The sequence below is a fragment of the Corticicoccus populi genome (assembly GCF_042686195.1).
In the GTDB taxonomy this organism is placed as follows: Bacteria; Bacillota; Bacilli; order Staphylococcales; family Salinicoccaceae; genus Corticicoccus; species Corticicoccus populi.
Window position 1 is genome coordinate 82,964 of sequence record NZ_JBHUOQ010000001.1, and the last position, 17,517, is coordinate 100,480.

The 17,517-nt window shown below is 38.8% G+C and carries 18 protein-coding genes and 1 riboswitch; of the genes, 11 read left to right on the top strand and 7 right to left on the bottom strand.

Going from position 1 to position 17,517, the window contains the following annotated elements; all coding sequences use genetic code 11:
- Positions 1-23: 23 nt before the first annotated feature.
- The 5 genes from menE (at position 24) to ACFSX4_RS00580 (ending at position 5,592) form a co-directional block, all read left to right on the top strand.
- Positions 24-1,397: an o-succinylbenzoate--CoA ligase gene (menE, locus tag ACFSX4_RS00560; protein WP_377770482.1), complete on the top strand. Its 1,374-nt coding sequence runs from the start codon at positions 24-26 to the stop codon at positions 1,395-1,397.
- A 144-nt stretch (positions 1,398-1,541) separates the two neighbouring features.
- Entirely contained in the window at positions 1,542-2,789 is a 1,248-nt protein-coding gene (locus ACFSX4_RS00565; RefSeq protein WP_377770484.1) for an MFS transporter, read from the top strand.
- Between the two features lie 108 nt (positions 2,790-2,897).
- Positions 2,898-3,401 carry a helix-turn-helix domain-containing protein gene (locus ACFSX4_RS00570; protein WP_377770486.1) on the top strand — a complete coding sequence of 168 codons (504 nt, stop codon included), beginning with the start codon at positions 2,898-2,900 and terminating at the stop codon, positions 3,399-3,401.
- 76 nt (positions 3,402-3,477) lie between these two features.
- A complete protein-coding gene (relB, locus tag ACFSX4_RS00575) occupies positions 3,478-3,708 on the top strand; it encodes a type II toxin-antitoxin system RelB family antitoxin (RefSeq protein ID WP_377770488.1) in 231 nt (76 codons plus the stop codon).
- Positions 3,709-3,801: 93 nt separating this feature from the next.
- Positions 3,802-5,592 carry a S9 family peptidase gene (locus ACFSX4_RS00580; RefSeq protein WP_377770490.1) on the top strand — a complete coding sequence of 597 codons (1,791 nt, stop codon included), beginning with the start codon at positions 3,802-3,804 and terminating at the stop codon, positions 5,590-5,592.
- A gap of 21 nt (positions 5,593-5,613) precedes the next feature.
- Here the strand turns inward: ACFSX4_RS00580 and yidD are convergent, their stop codons facing one another.
- Positions 5,614-5,877 carry a membrane protein insertion efficiency factor YidD gene (gene yidD, locus ACFSX4_RS00585; protein ID WP_377770492.1) on the bottom strand — a complete coding sequence of 88 codons (264 nt, stop codon included), beginning with the start codon at positions 5,875-5,877 and terminating at the stop codon, positions 5,614-5,616.
- Between the two features lie 75 nt (positions 5,878-5,952).
- On the opposite strand from yidD, the gene ACFSX4_RS00590 reads away from it, so the two are divergent.
- Positions 5,953-6,417, top strand: coding sequence for an NUDIX domain-containing protein (locus ACFSX4_RS00590; protein ID WP_377770494.1), 465 nt, complete (start codon positions 5,953-5,955; stop codon positions 6,415-6,417).
- Positions 6,418-6,463: 46 nt separating this feature from the next.
- Here the strand turns inward: ACFSX4_RS00590 and pckA are convergent, their stop codons facing one another.
- From pckA to ACFSX4_RS00610, 4 genes are all read right to left on the bottom strand, one after another.
- A complete protein-coding gene (gene pckA / locus ACFSX4_RS00595) occupies positions 6,464-8,041 on the bottom strand; it encodes a phosphoenolpyruvate carboxykinase (ATP) (protein WP_377770496.1) in 1,578 nt (525 codons plus the stop codon).
- Positions 8,042-8,264: 223 nt separating this feature from the next.
- Complete coding sequence (locus ACFSX4_RS00600; RefSeq protein WP_377770498.1) at positions 8,265-9,869, bottom strand: ABC transporter permease; 1,605 nt, start codon at positions 9,867-9,869, stop codon at positions 8,265-8,267.
- Positions 9,870-9,895: 26 nt separating this feature from the next.
- On the bottom strand, positions 9,896-10,777 hold the full coding sequence (locus ACFSX4_RS00605) for an ABC transporter ATP-binding protein (RefSeq protein ID WP_377770500.1): 882 nt from the start codon (positions 10,775-10,777) through the stop codon (positions 9,896-9,898).
- 33 nt (positions 10,778-10,810) lie between these two features.
- The gene (locus tag ACFSX4_RS00610) at positions 10,811-11,431 is read right to left on the bottom strand and encodes a TetR/AcrR family transcriptional regulator (protein WP_377770502.1); all 621 of its coding nucleotides are present in this window, start codon (positions 11,429-11,431) and stop codon (positions 10,811-10,813) included.
- Positions 11,432-11,655: 224 nt separating this feature from the next.
- Here ACFSX4_RS00610 and ACFSX4_RS00615 point away from each other — a divergent pair, with 224 nt between their 5' ends.
- The 3 genes from ACFSX4_RS00615 (at position 11,656) to metK (ending at position 13,972) form a co-directional block, all read left to right on the top strand.
- Entirely contained in the window at positions 11,656-11,823 is a 168-nt protein-coding gene (locus tag ACFSX4_RS00615) for a hypothetical protein (RefSeq protein ID WP_377770504.1), read from the top strand.
- Positions 11,820-12,386: a hypothetical protein gene (locus tag ACFSX4_RS00620; protein WP_377770506.1), complete on the top strand. Its 567-nt coding sequence runs from the start codon at positions 11,820-11,822 to the stop codon at positions 12,384-12,386. The genes ACFSX4_RS00615 and ACFSX4_RS00620 overlap by 4 nt, the downstream gene beginning before the upstream one ends.
- Positions 12,387-12,590: 204 nt before the next feature.
- Positions 12,591-12,701: riboswitch (SAM riboswitch) on the top strand.
- 89 nt (positions 12,702-12,790) lie between these two features.
- Complete coding sequence (gene metK, locus ACFSX4_RS00625; RefSeq protein WP_377770508.1) at positions 12,791-13,972, top strand: methionine adenosyltransferase; 1,182 nt, start codon at positions 12,791-12,793, stop codon at positions 13,970-13,972.
- A gap of 91 nt (positions 13,973-14,063) precedes the next feature.
- Here metK and ACFSX4_RS00630 read toward each other — a convergent pair whose 3' ends face one another.
- Positions 14,064-14,231, bottom strand: a complete 168-nt coding sequence (locus ACFSX4_RS00630; RefSeq protein WP_377770510.1) for a hypothetical protein — start codon at positions 14,229-14,231, stop codon at positions 14,064-14,066.
- A 197-nt stretch (positions 14,232-14,428) separates the two neighbouring features.
- On the opposite strand from ACFSX4_RS00630, the gene ACFSX4_RS00635 reads away from it, so the two are divergent.
- Both ACFSX4_RS00635 and ACFSX4_RS00640 read left to right on the top strand, forming a co-directional pair.
- Positions 14,429-15,343, top strand: coding sequence for a nuclease-related domain-containing protein (locus ACFSX4_RS00635; RefSeq protein WP_377770512.1), 915 nt, complete (start codon positions 14,429-14,431; stop codon positions 15,341-15,343).
- 95 nt (positions 15,344-15,438) lie between these two features.
- Positions 15,439-16,857 (top strand): FAD/NAD(P)-binding protein, encoded by a 1,419-nt coding sequence (locus tag ACFSX4_RS00640; protein WP_377770514.1) that lies wholly within the window; start codon positions 15,439-15,441, stop codon positions 16,855-16,857.
- 263 nt (positions 16,858-17,120) lie between these two features.
- Here ACFSX4_RS00640 and ACFSX4_RS00645 read toward each other — a convergent pair whose 3' ends face one another.
- Entirely contained in the window at positions 17,121-17,438 is a 318-nt protein-coding gene (locus tag ACFSX4_RS00645; RefSeq protein WP_377770516.1) for a hypothetical protein, read from the bottom strand.
- Positions 17,439-17,517 lie beyond the last annotated feature (79 nt).

Sequence of the window (17,517 nt, forward strand, 5' to 3'; positions counted from 1 at the left end):
TGGGTTTTTTAGAGGTGAAAAACGTGAACTGGCTCCATGAAAGGTATATTCAAGACAGCGACAAGACGGCAGTGTATGAGAACGGCGTCCGGCTGACGTACGGCGGATTGTTTGAGTCGGCATGTTCACTGGCCGGGAAAATACAACAGCTTCAGAGAGAACGAATCGCAGTTTATATTCATAACAGCCTAGATTCTGTCGTTCTCGTTCATGCGTTGATGCAGGCGGGGGTTGAGATGGTGCTGTTAAATACGCGTCTGACCCGGCATGAAGTGGTGGCACAGCTTAAGGATATTGATGTCGATACTGTGATTGCGGCGGCTGAATTTGAAGCGGATGAACTGACGGTCATTCCACTTAGAGTGCTTCAGGATGCGCCGGAAGCGGTGTTTGATATTCGGACACCTTCAGAACAGGATATATTATCTATCATGTTCACTTCAGGGACAACCGGTAAACCAAAAGCAGTGTCTCAGACTTATTTGAATCACTATGCGTCGGCACTCGGCTGTGCTGAACGTTTTCAATATGACGGGCAGTCGAACTGGCTGCTTGTGAATCCCGTATATCATATATCCGGCCTGTCCATCATCTTCCGTACAGCGATTTCAGGCGCTTCTTTATATATTGTGAATAAGTTCGATGAAGATACAGTGATTGACATGATTCAAAAACATCACATTACGCATACGAGTCTGGTACCGGTGATGCTTAAACGTTTGATGAAAAAAGAATGGACGCATCAGCTTGAGGGGATACTTCTCGGCGGTGCCGGAGCAACCCGTACCTTAATGGCTGAAGCCGTTGAGCGCGGGCTTCCGATTCATAATTCCTTCGGTATGACCGAAACCTGTTCCCAGATTGTATCTGTTTCCTATAGAAACGACATGCTTTTAAAAGGGACAGTCGGCCGGCCGCCGCAAAACGTCAGTATCAAAGTAGATAAAAATAATGAACTGCTGGTGAAGGCGGATAACGTCACGCCGGGATATTTAAATGCACCCATTGAACGGGTAGACGGCTATTTTAAAACCGGTGATCTTGCAGAAATAGATGATGACGGCTATTTATATATTTTAGACCGGCGGAAAGATTTAATTATCAGCGGCGGTGAAAATATTTATCCGAAAGAGATTGAAGATGTTGTCAACTCCGTTGAAGGCGTCGTGCAGTCGGCAGTCATCAAAAAGAAAGATGAGAATTGGGGAGAGGTCCCTGTGCTGCTGGTAGAAGGAAGCCCTGATTCAGAGGATTTAAAACATCATTTAAAAGAAAAACTCGCCCGGTACAAACAGCCAAAAGAAATTCATTTTGTCGATGAAATATATATGACATCGACCGGCAAAGTATCAAGAGCAAAGAATAAAGAAATATATGATGCGGTTATTGACCGCTAACAAACACCTGTGATGAAGAGAAATCTTTGTTGCAGGTTTTTTTGATGGGATGAAAAAAGACAGAATATGCCTTGTAATTTGCATTCGCAAATTGTAATATTAAAACAAATCGATTTGCAAATACAAATATACGTGAGGGAAAACATGAAACAGTTTACAGCATTTAACCAAACGATTCGCATTAGAATGTTCCTTAATTTTTTCTCAGTAATTACCTCTGCAATGGTAATGCCGTATACCATTCTTTATTTTAATGATTTAATCGGTAAGGGATTAATATCAACAATCATTATAATGATTGGAATGATAAGTGTGGCGGGTTATCTTCTTGGAGGGTATGTCACTGACAGTTACGGTAGAAAATTAATTATTATTATCGGTGAGGGGATTTCAGGAGCCGGCTTTATAGTAATCAGTTACTTAGATTATGTCGAAGCGGCGTATATTATTCCGATTATAATTGTGTTTAGTATTATGTATTTTTTTGAAACAGCTGCCAACCCGGCATACGCCGCATTAATTATCGATGTCAGTCATGAAAATGAAAGACGGGTGATTTATACATATTTTATGTGGCTGTCAAGTATAGCATTTGCTTTAGGGAGTGTGGTGGGCGGGTTTTACTTTGAACACCATTCATCTGTTCTGTATTTCATTATGGGACTGACATCACTGATTTCATCTATACTGACCTATCTTTTTGTTAAAGAAAAATCGTTTTCAAAACAGAATAATATTGATCATTTAGAAAATGTTCGGGAAATCAAAAGGGATATACCGGGTCAGAAAACATATAGTATTATCAGCATATTTAAAAACCGCTTCTTCTTGTTGTTATGCACAGGCGCGTTTTTATTAACACTCCTTAGTGAACAGATATACAGCTATTTGAGTGTGAGGGTGGTTGAGAACTATCGTATTGAAAATTTCAGTATCACCGGCCATCAAATGATGGGGTATCTGCATCTGGAAAATACAATTATTATGACTTTATCGGCAGGAATTATAATGAGAGTGACTAAAAAATTAGAAGATAAATCGGTGATTATCATTGGCCTCATATTAAATGTAACTGGTTATATATGTTTAAGTTATTTTCTGCAGCCGATGGTCTTATTTTTCGGAATGTTTTTGGTTGCGGTAGGCTTTCTTACTTACCGTCCGGTTCAACAGACCATTATTGCGAATTCTATTCCTGAAAATTCAAGAGGGCGACATTTATCTGTGATTGGCTTAGCAGGTCCGCTCGGTGGAATGGTGTCCGGTTTATTTATTTGGTTGTCAGAGTATGTTTCCGAGACAGGAATAACTTTCATTTTTCTTATTGTAGGCATTTTAATTATTATAAATTATTTGAGAGTATTGAAGTATTACAATGCGGAAATAAAGTGAATATAGGAAAGGCTAAGGATTAATATAATTACTTTAAGTTTATTTTTATAAACTATATAATGATATTAAGTTGATTTGTAAACGTCAATTAATAAAGGAGTTTTATTTATGACAGAAGAAAAGAAACCAAAATACAGCCGGGATGAAGTGATGGAAATTTCATGGGAACAGGAAAAATTAATCTCCAATCCTTTCAGATCAAGACTGATTGCACTTCTTTATGAGCAGGCATTAACACCAAAGCAGGCGGCGGATATGGTCGAGAAGAACCCAGGGACAGTTTATTATCATATCCAGCAGTTATTGAAACACGATATTTTAGAAGTTGAACGAATGGAAACGAATAAAGGAATTGTTGAAAAATATTATCGTGCGAAAGCGGCTAATTATTCCAATCCGGAACGGTCAGCCCAGAATCCGGCGCATTATGTGACCGGTGCAAATATACATATTCTCATGTCAGATGAGCTCCTTGAGGATTTTAGAAAAGATATGGGAGAATTACTCATGAAGTACGGCCATCTTGCATACAAGGAGCAAAACAGTAAGGAGCAGAGCGGATATACTATAGAGTACTCTGTAAAGAAATTTCTCGAAGATGATGAGAAGTAAAGTTATAAAGCTGTCAATCAATCTTCAGGCCAAATATATAGTTATATGGAGTATATAGATAGAAGGTGTGGTTATTATGTCTTTTACAATAAGTTTGTCAAAAAATGAGGAAAAGCTTATAAGGGAATACGCCAAAGATAAGAGTATAAGTGTTACTCGTTTATTTCGGGATTCTGTTTTAGAAAAAATAGAAGATGATATCGACTTGAAAATTTATGATTATGAAATGGAAGCACATAAGATAAATGATACTTCTATTTCTTACGATGAGATGATGAAAGAAATAAATAACGAGCGTACGTCCTAAGATTTTGTTGAATGATATAGCTAGGATAAAAAGTTAATCCACCATATCCTATCTATCAAATGTTTGAAAACTAATATAAAAAGGGGTATTCAAATGATTCAATTTCCAAAACCAGATTTAGAGCAGTTTTTTTATACGTACAGTATCCACCATTTTCAAGTGAGTCAAGATGAGAAGAAACTGGTATTTTCAACAAACTTAACAGGGAAGCGAAATTTATGGGCGCTTGATTTAACTCAGGAGCATCCATATCCGTATCAATTTTCGAAAAAGGATGAATCGATTGGATTTATTGAGTTTGACCCGAATGGGAAATATGTTTTGACCAGCTTTGATTCTGATGGTGATGAGAATCATCAGATTTATGCACTGCCTGCAGCAGGCGGCGTGCCGCAGCCATTAATTACAGGGGATGAAAATGAAAAATATATATTCTCACACTTAAGTAAAGACGGAAATCGTATTTACTATAATACATCAGAAGGCAATCCGAATTTTTTAAATGTACGGCTTCGACATCTGGATACAGGTACCGATGAGCTGCTGAAAGAGGGCGCCGATGGTATGACACAGCTGGTTGCTGTGTCTGAGGACGAGAAGACTTTAGTGTATATTAAGATGTTCGCAAACACATACAACAATATTTATATTCAAAAAGATGAAGAGGTGTATTTAACACCTGACCCTGAGAAGATTCATGTATCTGATGAACCGGTTTTCACGGATGATGACACATTATATTTCCCGACGAATTATGATAGTGAGTATAATTATCTTGCCGAATACCGGATTAAAGAACAATCTTTTTCAAAAGTACTTGAAATAGAGAATGAATCTATCACATCAGTCAGTTATGATAAAACGTCAAATGTATTGTATATTGTGACAGAAAGCGGTGTAGTGGATAAACTGTACCGGTACGGAATAAAGTCCCGTGAACTCAAAGAAATCACGAAACCTTTTGATATGATTGACCAGATTAAAGTTACAGAATCAGGATCTGTGTATATGCTTGGGTTATCTTCTGTGAAGCCTGCAAATATTTACCGCTTCACAGAAGAACATGAGTGGGAACAGCTGACAGACAACCGTGTACTCGGAGTATCCGGGGAAGATATGGTTGAACCTGAAACAGTGACATACCAGTCATTTGACGGTATGGAAATTGAATCTTTGTTTTTCCGTGCGAAACCTGAGAATGCGAATGGTTATACAGTATTCTGGCCGCACGGCGGTCCACAGGCGGCAGAACAAAAGTTTTTCCGCGCAGTATTTCAATGTATTTTAAACAGAGGCTACCATATTTTTGCACCGAATTTCCGAGGAAGCACGGGCTATGGTTCTTCATTTGTCAAACTGGTGGAGCAGGACTGGGGTTACGGGCCGAGGCTTGATAATGTAGAAGGGATTAAGTGGCTGTTTGATCAGGGGATTACTGATTCTGATCATCTGTTTTTAGTCGGCGGCAGCTACGGCGGATATATGTCACTCCTTCTCCATGGACGTCACCCGGAATATTTTAAAGCAGTGGTTGATATATTCGGTCCTTCGGATTTATTTACTTTTGTTGAATCGGTTCCGGATCACTGGAAACCGATTATGGAAAGATGGGTCGGGGACCCGGAACGTGATAAGGAACGGTTTGTCAGAGACTCTCCGGTCACATATCTTGATACAATGACTAAACCGATGCTTGTAATTCAAGGCGCAAAGGACCCGCGTGTCGTAAAGAAAGAGTCTGACCAGATTGTAGAAAAACTCCGGAATAAGGGCAGGGAAGTTGAGTATCTCGTACTTGAAGATGAAGGTCATGGTTTTTCAAAAACAGATAATGAAATTAAAGTATATAAACAGATGCTGGAATTTTTAGAAAAGCATCAATAAATAAAAACATCAGCCGAATCCTTAATGGGATTTATGCTGATGTTTTTCATTGCTGTCATTGTAGTTTTTCGGGTTTAAAGGGACCGGATCATAGCCGCCTGGATGGAAGGGATGGCATTTTAAAATACGTTTAACTGCCATATAGCTGCCTTTAAGTGCACCATGTTCCTGGACGGCCTCAATGCCGTAGTTGCTGCAGGTCGGTTCAAATCTGCAGGAGGGCGGGAACATCGGTGATATATAACGCTGGTAGAGCCTGAAGATTTTTATTACAATTCGTTTCATTAATAATCCCTCATCGTTTTTAATATGTATATCATATAGCGTATACTGAAGATAAGCAAATTAGAGGTGTTGGAGATGCGGGTATTTACAGACGAATACGGAATTAAAGTGACATTTACGAAATCACATATTAAAGAAACGAAACATATCCTGGCCATTCCTAAATTTAATCATCAATATTTGATGACACACCATAAAATTCGGGGGATTGAATTTCCAGGCGGTAAAGTGGAAGCGGGTGAATCGCTGGAAGAAGCAGTCCACCGTGAGGTCTTTGAAGAAACAGGGGGTGTTATTGAATCGCTCGCTTTTGTCGGGACATATACGGTTCATGGCAGTATGCCGTTCTCAAAGGCGGTGTACACGGTGCGGGTGAATGATTTTCATTTTAAGTGTGATTACATGGAAACATACGGCCCGGAACTGTTTGATGCTATTTCAAGTGTTCCAGAAGAAGAGCAGAGTCCATTGCTCCGGGATGAATGTATCCGTTATATATATGAAATGACTAAAGATGATGAAATTTTTACAAAACAATAAATGCCGATAAACCTGGTGGACATCCACACAGATTTATCGGCATGTTTTATTTGAAGCCGCCGGCGTCAGCAATTTCTGCTGAATCATCACCAAATTTTTTGAAGTTTTCTATAAACATTTCTTTTAATTCATTGGCCTGCTGATCGTAAATACTGCCTTCCGACCATGTGTTTCTCGGCTGAAGAATTTCTGTCGGCACACCAGTCACTGCTGTCGGTACACTTAAATCAAATACCGGGTCTTTTTCGTATTCGCCGAGTTCCAAAGCACCGCTGATGGCATTTCGTACCATTGTACGTGTGTGTTTTAAATTCATTCTGCTGCCGACACCGTAAGCACCGCCGGTCCATCCGGTATTTACGAGGTAAACATTAACCTCGTGCTTATCAATCAGACGACCGAGCATTTTTGCGTAAACCGTCGGTTCAAGAGGCAGGAAGGGTGACCCGAAACATGAAGAGAATACCGGTTGTGGTGTAGTAACACCGCGTTCAGTACCTGCAAGCTTGGAAGTAAAGCCGCTCATGAAGTGATACATTGCCTGGTTTCTGTCGAGCTTACTGATTGGCGGCAGTACACCGAAGGCATCTGCCGTTAAAAATACAATCGTTTTGGCATGTCCTGCAACCGATGGGATACGGGCATTGTCGATATGGTGAAGCGGGTAGGCCGCTCGTGTATTTTCAGTTAAAGTACCGTCTTCATAGTCAGGTTCCCCCTGGTCGTTCAGTACAACATTTTCAAGAACGGAGCCGAATTTGATGGCACGGAAAATCTCAGGTTCTTTTTCTTCAGATAAATCAATAGTTTTTGCGTAGCATCCGCCTTCAATATTGAAGACACCGTCATCATTCCATCCGTGCTCGTCATCACCGATTAATTCACGATAAGGGTCTGCGGACAATGTTGTTTTTCCGGTTCCGGAAAGCCCGAAAAACAAGGCAACATCTTTGTTTTCGCCGACATTGGCAGAGCAGTGCATGCTCATCACACCGTGTTCAGGGAGCAGGTAGTTCATGATTGAGAAGATGGATTTTTTCATCTCTCCTGCGTATTCAGTGCCGCCGATTAAAATGATTTTCTTTTTCAGACTGACAATGATAAAAGCTTCAGACTTTGTGCCGTCTGTGTCAGGATCTGCTTTAAAAGTCGGAGCGGATACAATTCTGAACTGCGGGTCGATAGAGAGTGCTTCTTCACGTGTTTCAGGACGGATGAATAAATTTCTGACAAACAGATTGTGCCAGCTGAATTCGTTAACGACCTGAAGATTTAATCGTGTTGATTCATCAGCACCGGCATAACCGTTAAAGACAAACAACTCTTCTTTGTCATTTAAATGCTGAATCACTTTATCGTAAAGTGCGTCAAACACATCTTCAGATATTTCCTGGTTTACATCTCCCCAGTCTATTTTATGGGAAGAAACATCATCACGGACAACGAAACGGTCTTTCGGACTACGTCCTGTGTATTTTCCGGTCTCAGCTCGGAGAGCACCGGTTTCAGTGAGTCGGCCCTCACCACGGCGAAGTGAAGCGGTTACAAGTTGCGAAGTAGAAAGTTGATTGTGAGTCGAGTCTTTTGAAATAAGGTTTGAAATGAGTTCATCGTGATTGACCATATGAATGCCTCCAAATATGTAGTATTGATTTCTTTGAGAAATAGTATAACACATTAATAAATGATATAACACAATAACAATAATTTAATTTAAAAAATTTCTTGAAGATATATTTTTGATGAAGAAATCAGGTTGAAAAACCTATGAATACAGTATTTTTAAATTGATTTTTTCGTGTAACAAAAAAGAATGGACGGAAATTTCCATCCATTCTTTATAAAGGTTAGGCTAAATCACGTCTTTTGTACCCAATATAGCCAAGCAACATTAAGAAGATACTAATACCAGTAATAATTAAAAATGGTCCCCATTCAAATGAATCCAAAGGCACTCGGGGCAGAAAGCTTTGAACTGCTGTTTTCTCGACCCATTCAGGCAGATCAAGTATTCCCTGAAAGTAATCCAGAAAGAATGAGTAGACAAGGACGATATACACAAGTTTACCGAACTTTGGCAGCCATCCGAGAAGCAGTGAAGAGATGCCGGTGAAGAACAGAACAACCGGAAAGAAGTTCAGACCGGAATTTATGAAGTCGCTCAAACTGATTACAGATGTATTGTCCATGCTGCCTAAAGCAGTCAGACCAAGTCCTAATGCAGATATCAGCGTACCGATAAAGCCGACTGTGACAGCGAGTCCTAAAGCAGTGAAGAACAGCTTCCCCCGGGATACTCTCGTGGCATAAATTTGACTCAAATGCTGTCGTGTTTCTTCATTGTATAATTTATTGACGATGACAATCGGCAGAATTGATACCAGACTGATTACCACTGCCATAATGGTACCGGTGAACGACACTTCTATTGAGACACCTGTTGTTGTGAACATCTGCTGAATCATTGCGTTACTCTCAATAAAAGACTGCATATCGCCGTATATTGAACCATATGCTGCACCGATGGCAATAAAACCAATCATCCATGAAATAATTACACTTCTGTTAATACGGAAAAACCAGCCGGGGACAGATAATAACATGCGGCTAGCCTGAGGATGTCCGGCACGCTCCGGCAGATAACCTGCACCCATATCCCGGTATCCTTCAAGTGTAAAAGCAATGACGGATACTATAATCAAAAATGCAGCAGTGTAGATGAGCGGCATGACGTTATTCTCAGTAAAAGGGAAGGTTAAATATGTCCAGCCCATCGGGTTGAGCATGGATAAGTCCGTATTCACTGTATCAGTCCCGGCGCGTATGATATACATCAGTCCGATGATACCAAGTGTTAAGCCTGAAGCACCTGATGACGACGGCATAAGCTGACTCGCAGCTAAAGCAATCACGGCACCAATCAGTCCGGCAGCACCGATGGATGTACCGAAAATGACTGTCCCTGATACTGAAAAACCGTCTGCATTAAAACTCATCATTATCACAGAAATGACTGCAGCAAGTATGATATTGATTAATGTTACTTCCAGTAACACTGCAAGTGAATTCGCCTGACGTCCGACTTGAAATGAACGGACGAGTTCAGTTAAACCGAGATCTTCTTCTTTTCGTGTATGACTGACCACATGAAGGGCAGAGATAATCATTGCCACAACACCGCAGAAGAGAAGCATTTCATGAGTGTACATTGCACCGACTGTATATTCAGCAGCAGAATCCACGGGTGTCGGTCCGACCATAGCGGTCATTGCGGGGTTCTGCATCGTCTCATACATCCCAGTCAGCCCTTGTCCTTTTGCTATCTCTTCAAAAGCAGGAACAAAGACAGCAGAAAACAGTCCCAGTCCGGTAATCCAGAATATTATCTTTTTCCAGTCACGCTTTAAATACTGGAGAAACAGTGTGCCTGAGCGTGCAAAGTTTTCTTTCAAAATACTCGCATCCTTTCCAGATGAAACTATCCTTTATAATGACGCATGAACAAGTCTTCAAGTGTCGGCGGTGCAGATTCAAAAGTAGTAACACCCAGTTTACTCACTTCAGACAGAATATGATTTAAATGTTCAGGTTCTGCAGAAAATACCGCATGGTTATCTTTTAAATGAAAATCAAATACCCCTTTAACATCTTTTAATTTTGATACATCATTCTCTGTTTGAATCGTAATAGTGGAGCGGCTTAGATGTCTTAATTCATCAAGTGTTCCTGATTCAACGATTTCACCCTGCCTGATAATGACAACTCTGTCTGCCAGACGCTCGACTTCGCTTAATATGTGGGATGAGAGAATAATGGACTTTCCTTCTGATTTTAACCGTTCCACTTCCTCTTGAAATATCGATTCCATGAGCGGGTCAAGTCCTGATGTCGGCTCATCGAAAATATATAAATCAGAATTCACAGAGAGAGATGCAATCAGCCCGACTTTTTGGCGGTTTCCTTTCGAATAGCCTTTTGCTTTTTTTCTTGGATCGAGTTCAAAGCGTTCAATCAGACGGTCGCGCTTTTCTTTACTGCCGCTGCCGTGAAGTTTAATGAATAAGTCAATAATCTCACCGCCGGATAAATTACCCCATAAGGCAACATCCCCCGGAACATAGGAAATCCGCTTATGAATTTCAAGGCTGTCTTTCCACACATCTTTACCGAATATTTGTGCGTCTCCGCCGTTCTTTTTTATAATACCGAGTAAAATTCTGATTGTTGTTGATTTTCCGGAACCGTTGGGACCGATAAAACCGACCACCTCACCGGGATAAACTGAAAAGGTGACATCACTTAACGCCTGGAATTTACCGAACTTTTTTTGTAAGCCTTCAATTTTAACCATTTCGTTCATCATAATGACTTCCTTTCAAATAATATGAGTGTTTTATTTATAAAAACTGTACTTTAATATTTCTGCGTATTCCTGCCAATCGTTTAAAAGGGCACCTCCGAAATCAGTAACAGATTCAAAAGATTCTATCTGCGGCATATATTTATCAGCAAAACCGAACATCGTCCATGTTAAAATTTCGATTGCTTTTTGAACATCAATCTCTTTTTTAAACAATGAATAATCAATATCATCGTACAGGCTGTTTAAACCGCGGATATAAGTATCATTGATTTTGTCATTAATTATATTTTTGACCTCGGCTGATTCTTCACTTATAGAATTGGTCAGAAAATCAAAGGCATAGGGAAACTGTTTTTGAGTTTTTAATTTCTCTACACCGATATTTTCAAGACGTTTAAACAAATCAGGCTCTGACTTGTCAATTTGATTGTAAAACTGCTCAACAACTTCGATACTGTAATCAAGCAGGAAAATGTACAATCCTTTTTTACTGCCGAAATAATTGAACAATGAGCCTTTTGAAATATTGGCTGCTTTTGTAATAACGTTGGTTGATGCAGATTCATAACCATTTTCACTGAATTCTTTTAGTGACACATTAATAATTTCAGTTTTTTTATTATCATCTACTTTATTAAAATTTTTATACATTTCAATCATCCTCACTTCTTTGACCACTATGGTCAACTTCATTATAGTTCTAGTGACCGGTGTGGTCAAGTGATTTTCTAAAACTGCTGGAAATACTTGATTATATGAAAAATTTATTATACGAATGTCTCATTTATTAGGATGGCTTCAATCTGCGTCCTTTATTTAGAATGTAAAATGTTATATAATAAATTTACTATTTAAATGGAAAGGAGATGCCGCCAATGGCTACATCTACAATCACCAGAAAGATTACGATCAATGAATATGAAGCTAGGCAAATTGCAGAAAGTGAAGCGTACGCTGTGAAAAAATCATCTGTAAAAATGGCAACTTCAAAACAACGAAAAACGTTAATTGATTCAATCAGAAGGGGTAAGCATAATAAGTGAATCTGATTATAGAATCTCTCGAAGCATTAATACAGGATGGTCTGACTAAAGAAGAGTTTCACACTTTAGTTGAAAATTTTAAATGTGATTTTAATGAAGATGTTGAGTATTTTTTATTGGAAAAAGCTTATAGCAGTTGTGTTGCGAGTCAGTCCAGAACTTTTTTAGTGAGAGACGAGGAGAAGTTGAATGAGATATTAGGATATTTTACGTTATCCCACAAAACAATTTCTTTTAATAGTGAAGTCTCTGCAAATGAGAGGAAAAAACTTACCGGTTCAAAACAAAGTGATGGGTTGTCAGGAATATTAATTGCTCAACTCGGTAAGAATACCAATGCAAGTGTTAACATCAAAGGGATGCTCTTATTAAATGAAGCAGAGAATTTATGTAATCAAATTTTCGAGACGATAGCTTTAAGAGTAGTAATACTTGAACATGATGATGTGGAAGAATTACATCGTTTCTACGGGGAGAATCATTATAAAATCCTGGATAAAGCTTCTGATAAGAATAATCATCTGTTTCTTAGGTATAAAAGGCTAGATAGAAATTTAAATTAAGGTATCCTGTCATAACAACAAAGGACGACAGAGAATTCAGTGATTCAAATAGCTTTCTCGAAAATTAATGACTTTTACTTTAAGAACAGCGACTATACAAATAAAATCTAGTAAACTGCTAGGATTAAATAATATGAATCATGAAAACCACATGCTTGGTCTTGATTTGGTTTTGTGAATCTAGTATATTATTAAATAAGTTATCTCTTATCAAGAGTCGGTGGAGGGAACATACCCTATGAAGCCCAGCAACCTCTTTATTAGTTTTTGTGAAGAAAGGTGCTAAAGGATGCAGAGTATTCTGAGCGATAAGGGGAAGAGCGGAGCCTTTTCTCTTTTTGATGAGAAAAGGTTTTATTTTTGTCGTTAGGAGATAGCTAATATACTTTTAAAGGAGCTTATTTATGGCAGAGCGCAATTTATTTACTTCCGAGTCAGTGACGGAGGGACATCCAGATAAGATTGCCGATCAAATATCTGATGCAATTTTAGATGAAATTATTGAAGGAGATGCACATGCAAGAGTTGCCTGTGAAACGGTAGTGAATACGGGTCTCGCATTAATCGTGGGTGAGATTAGTACAAAAACGTATGTGGATATTCCTAAAATCGTAAGAAAGACAGTTGAAGATATTGGCTATGTTGATGCAAAGTACGGTTATGACTATAAAACAATGTCTGTATTAACAGGTATCGATGAACAGTCACAGGATATTGCACAAGGTGTGAACAATGCGATTGAAACGAGAAGTACGGAAGATGTGTCTACAGGTGCCGGCGACCAGGGCTTAATGTTCGGCTTCGCTTGTGATGAAACAGAGGAATTAATGCCGCTTCCAATCTCTTTATCCCATAAATTATCAAAGCGTTTAACGGAAGCAAGAAAAACAGGGCTGCTTGATTACCTGCGCCCGGATGGTAAAACACAGGTGACGGTTGAATATGATGAAAATAATGTTGTGAAACGAATTGATACGATTGTCATTTCTACACAGCATCATGAAGATATTTCACCGGAACAGATTTATGATGATCTTCTTGAGTATGTGATTCGTTATGTTGTCCCTGAGGAACTGCTTGATGAAGATACAAAATACTTCATCAACCCGACAGGGCGCTTTGTTATCGGCGGACCACAGGGTGATGCAGGGCTGACAGGCCGTAAAATTATCGTAGATACTTACGGTGGTTATGCGCGTCACGGCGGCGGTGCATTCAGTGGTAAGGATCCGACAAAGGTCGACCGTTCTGCAGCATATGCAGCACGCTATATCGCTAAAAATATTGTGGCAAGTAAAATCGCATCAAAATGTGAAATCCAGCTGGCATATGCCATCGGCGTGTCACAGCCTGTATCGATTTCAGTAGATACTTTCGGGACTTCAAAATATAGTGAAGCTCAAATCGTTGAGGCCATCCGTGAGCTGTTCAACTTATCACCGGACGGAATCATTGAGATGCTTGATTTAAGAAGACCGATTTATAAAAACACCGCAAGCTACGGCCATTTTGGACGTGAAGATTTGAATCTTCCATGGGAAGCGGTGGATCAGGTGGATGCACTTATCGGTTCACTTTCCAAATAAAAAAACCCGGATGCTTTTTGCAGCCCCCTGAAACGAGAAATAAATCTCACTTCAGGGGACTGCAGAACTCCGGTTTTTTCAGTTCAACAGGTTAATCTTCGTCTTCATTATCATCCATATCATCGTGATTCTCATGATCTTCCATGTCATTGTCGTCCATATCACTGTCATCCATGTCATCTGAATCGTCATTGCCGCATGCACCGAGAACAAGAACGGAGAGTAATCCGCCTGTAAGTAAATATTTTTTAAGTTTCACAGTAAAGCCTCCTTGTATCCTTTAAAAGGATATTATTGAATGGAATGTATTGATCCTCATTTTAAAAATGATTGAGTAATTATACCCATTTAGTTAAAGATAAAACATAAACTTAAGATGGAGACTTGTTTTTAATCGTTTCAAATCCGTTCTTTTGATATAATAAATTAAGCAATTCGAGGAAAAGGAGAATAAATATGAATATGAATACAGATATTTTTACAGAGCCGATATTTATCATTGTTGCTGCTGTACTTTTAATTATTTTGATTTGGTTCTTAGTCTATTTCTTCAAACACCGTAAAGAAGTGAACACACTTCAGGAATCATATGATAAAGAAAAGAAGGAACTGGTTGAAAATTACGAGTCACAGCATGAAGAAGAGCGTCTTGGTTATAAAAAAGAAATTTCCACGCTGAATGAAAAATATTATAACGATACTACGCTGCTCGATAACAAATTATCCAGCCTTCAGCAGTTCACTGTCGATAAAGGTGAATATTTAACGGATCTCGCACTGATTCAGCTGAAAGACAGACTGGTACGTGATGAGAAAATCCGTGAGTCTGATATGCATATTCTTTCAAATGTATATATACCGAGCCGCAACTACACGAATACACGTAAAATTGACCATCTTGTGTTAACAAGAACAGGCATTTATTTACTGGATTCCAAGTATTGGAGAGGCCATATTCTTCATGGTGTTAATGAAACGAACTTTGAAGAGCTTCCTTATATAGAATCATTCTTTGACTTGTTGAACTTAGATAAAAAGCAGGAGCAGACACTTATTTTTGATAAAGACACAGATGATAAAGTAGCTGTGAATCATTATAATGAAGTGATTGAAGAAACAAAAGTATCTTCAGAAAAACTGCGTAATATTTTAAAACTGCAGTATGAAATTGTACCGATTATCTATTTTAATCCGAAGGATAACGGCAACTACTCTATATCAAATTATTCGGATGACCAGGGTGTTAAAGTGCTGGTCGGCACTGAAGAGCTGGATGCATTCTTCATGAAATATGTATTCCACGGCCGTTTCCAATATACGGTTAAAGATCTGGATGAAATCGCAGATGCGATTCTCAGCCTGAACCCGTGATGAATTATTTTTGTATATACTGATAAAAGTCCTATAATCTAATTATAGGGCTTTTATTTATGAATGATAAATTGACATGACAACAGGAGGAAACGATGGATAGAACAAAACGGATTGCTGTAGTCGGCGGCGGAATTTCAGGTGTATCTATATTAAACAGACTTGTGAACCATACGCCGGGCAGACGATATAAAATAGATATTTATGACAGCAGGGAAAGTATGGGACACGGACAGCCTTTTAGAGAAGACAGTGAACATCTGCTCATCAATGTGCCATTTGATGGCATGTCATTAAGTGATGATGATGAAGATTTTAAAAAGTGGATGACAGAAAAAGGCTGCCGGCCGGTTCAACATCCGCCGAGGGCTTTATTCGGTGAATATGTAGAAGATTTTCTGAATGATTTGTTAAAACATGAAAATGTGCAGCCGGTATACGCCTATGTTACGAATGTTTTAATTGAAAAGGATGGGTATCTCGTCCAGACAGAGACTGAAGAAAGATACTATGATGCAGTGTTTTTGGCAGTGGGACAGATGGATTACAATGACCCGTATCAGTTGAAGGGGAAGAAGCGGTATATTCATAATCCGTACCCCGTTAATGAAAAACTGCATCAGTTAAAAGGGAAAATCGGTATTGTCGGTACCGGTTTGACCGCCATTGACTGTATCAGGCATTTAATTCATGAAGAAGGTGCGTCAGAGCTGTATGTTTTCTCAAGAAGCGGTGAACTGCCTTCAGTGAGAGGGATGGAATGTCAGATCCAGCTCAAGTATTTTACAGCAGAAAATATAAAAAAAGAATTACACCGCGGACTTGTACCGCTTCAACATATGATTGATTTATTTAAAAAGGAATTATCCGAGCATCAGATTAACACTTCACTCTTCGACAGACAGACGGGAGATGCGCATCAGGATTTGAGTTTTGATCTGGAACATGCAGATGAAGTCGGGAAGCTCCAGTACTTAATTATTGAAGCGAATCCGGTGATGACAGAAGGATTCCATTATTTATCACGATCTGATAAAAAGGTGTTTATGGAGAAATATCATCCGCTGATTGATGAAAATCATTCGCCGATGCCGGACAGTTCCGCAGAGGAAATCATTTCATGGATTGAAGACGGTATGTTAAAAATGTTTAATGATATGGAAGATGTTGATTATGACGGCGGGTTTACTGTGTCGGCAGGTGGTCAAAAGGTAGAAACAGATGTGTTAATCAATGCGACTGGACCACTTTGGAAGGTAGAGGAAGATGACAGTCCGCTGCTTAAAAATATGCTCGAAAATTATATAGTTGAAAGTGCTGATTTCGGAGGTATTATTGTTGATCAGACACGTCGCGTCATCAGTCCGAGATACGGCACAATGAATCGTTTTTACGCACTTGGGGCACTGAGTGTAAATGTTGATTATCTGTCGGCGTCAGTTAATATTTTAAATGATTATTCGAAAATGCTTGTAGAAGATTTTTATAAAAGGGAAGAAGGCTTTGACGAATAGGATAGCTGTTTTCTAAACGTCACCGTCTTTTGGAATGTGTCTATATTAGGGGCATGTTCGCGCATGCTGCATGTTTCACTTACAAGTACAAAGAAATCTTTGTTTATTAGTTATTTAGGTTTTTGGATACATTCTATATAAAAATCATAACCCCATTCTTCGCTTTGAATGGGGTTATGATTTGTGTTTTACTGTTAGAATAAAGGATGAATGACGAATACTTTTGGAATATAGTGGTAAGAGTAATCTAAAATAAGGTTCTACTATTTAATTTGGTGATAAAAGAAGAACCATCCAATAGTTATAACTAATCCCAAAATCAATAGTATGATTAAAGTGATTACTGATACAATTGAAGAAAATCTTTCAAACTTTATTTTTGGCATTAAAATGAAAACCAAGAAACTAATGAAACAAATTAATAGCAGTACCCACAATCCGTATCCTATAAAATCAGGTACATAAATTTGGGCGTCTCTTGCATTCCCATTTCTTCTCATTAAATAAACTGTGAATACAAAGAAAAATAGTGAGCTTATTATACCTATAATATTTATTTTTAAATTTTGTTCTTCTCCCATTATAAGTACACCTCAATCCTCAATTGGACATAAACTTTATATTTCCAATATACACTGGTTTATTCTGGATTACAAAGTG

What these genes read in the sequence shown, in the direction of transcription:
- ACFSX4_RS00565 (WP_377770484.1), top strand. Translation starts at nt 1,542, where the DNA reads ATGAAACAGTTTACAGCATTTAACCAAACGATTCGCATTAGAATGTTC.
- ACFSX4_RS00570 (WP_377770486.1), top strand. Translation starts at nt 2,898, where the DNA reads ATGACAGAAGAAAAGAAACCAAAATACAGCCGGGATGAAGTGATGGAA.
- relB (WP_377770488.1), top strand. Translation starts at nt 3,478, where the DNA reads ATGTCTTTTACAATAAGTTTGTCAAAAAATGAGGAAAAGCTTATAAGG.
- ACFSX4_RS00580 (WP_377770490.1), top strand. Translation starts at nt 3,802, where the DNA reads ATGATTCAATTTCCAAAACCAGATTTAGAGCAGTTTTTTTATACGTAC.
- yidD (WP_377770492.1), bottom strand. Translation starts at nt 5,877, where the DNA reads ATGAAACGAATTGTAATAAAAATCTTCAGGCTCTACCAGCGTTATATA.
- ACFSX4_RS00590 (WP_377770494.1), top strand. Translation starts at nt 5,953, where the DNA reads ATGCGGGTATTTACAGACGAATACGGAATTAAAGTGACATTTACGAAA.
- pckA (WP_377770496.1), bottom strand. Translation starts at nt 8,041, where the DNA reads ATGGTCAATCACGATGAACTCATTTCAAACCTTATTTCAAAAGACTCG.
- ACFSX4_RS00605 (WP_377770500.1), bottom strand. Translation starts at nt 10,777, where the DNA reads ATGAACGAAATGGTTAAAATTGAAGGCTTACAAAAAAAGTTCGGTAAA.
- ACFSX4_RS00610 (WP_377770502.1), bottom strand. Translation starts at nt 11,431, where the DNA reads ATGTATAAAAATTTTAATAAAGTAGATGATAATAAAAAAACTGAAATT.
- ACFSX4_RS00615 (WP_377770504.1), top strand. Translation starts at nt 11,656, where the DNA reads ATGGCTACATCTACAATCACCAGAAAGATTACGATCAATGAATATGAA.
- metK (WP_377770508.1), top strand. Translation starts at nt 12,791, where the DNA reads ATGGCAGAGCGCAATTTATTTACTTCCGAGTCAGTGACGGAGGGACAT.
- ACFSX4_RS00635 (WP_377770512.1), top strand. Translation starts at nt 14,429, where the DNA reads ATGAATATGAATACAGATATTTTTACAGAGCCGATATTTATCATTGTT.
- ACFSX4_RS00640 (WP_377770514.1), top strand. Translation starts at nt 15,439, where the DNA reads ATGGATAGAACAAAACGGATTGCTGTAGTCGGCGGCGGAATTTCAGGT.
- ACFSX4_RS00645 (WP_377770516.1), bottom strand. Translation starts at nt 17,438, where the DNA reads ATGGGAGAAGAACAAAATTTAAAAATAAATATTATAGGTATAATAAGC.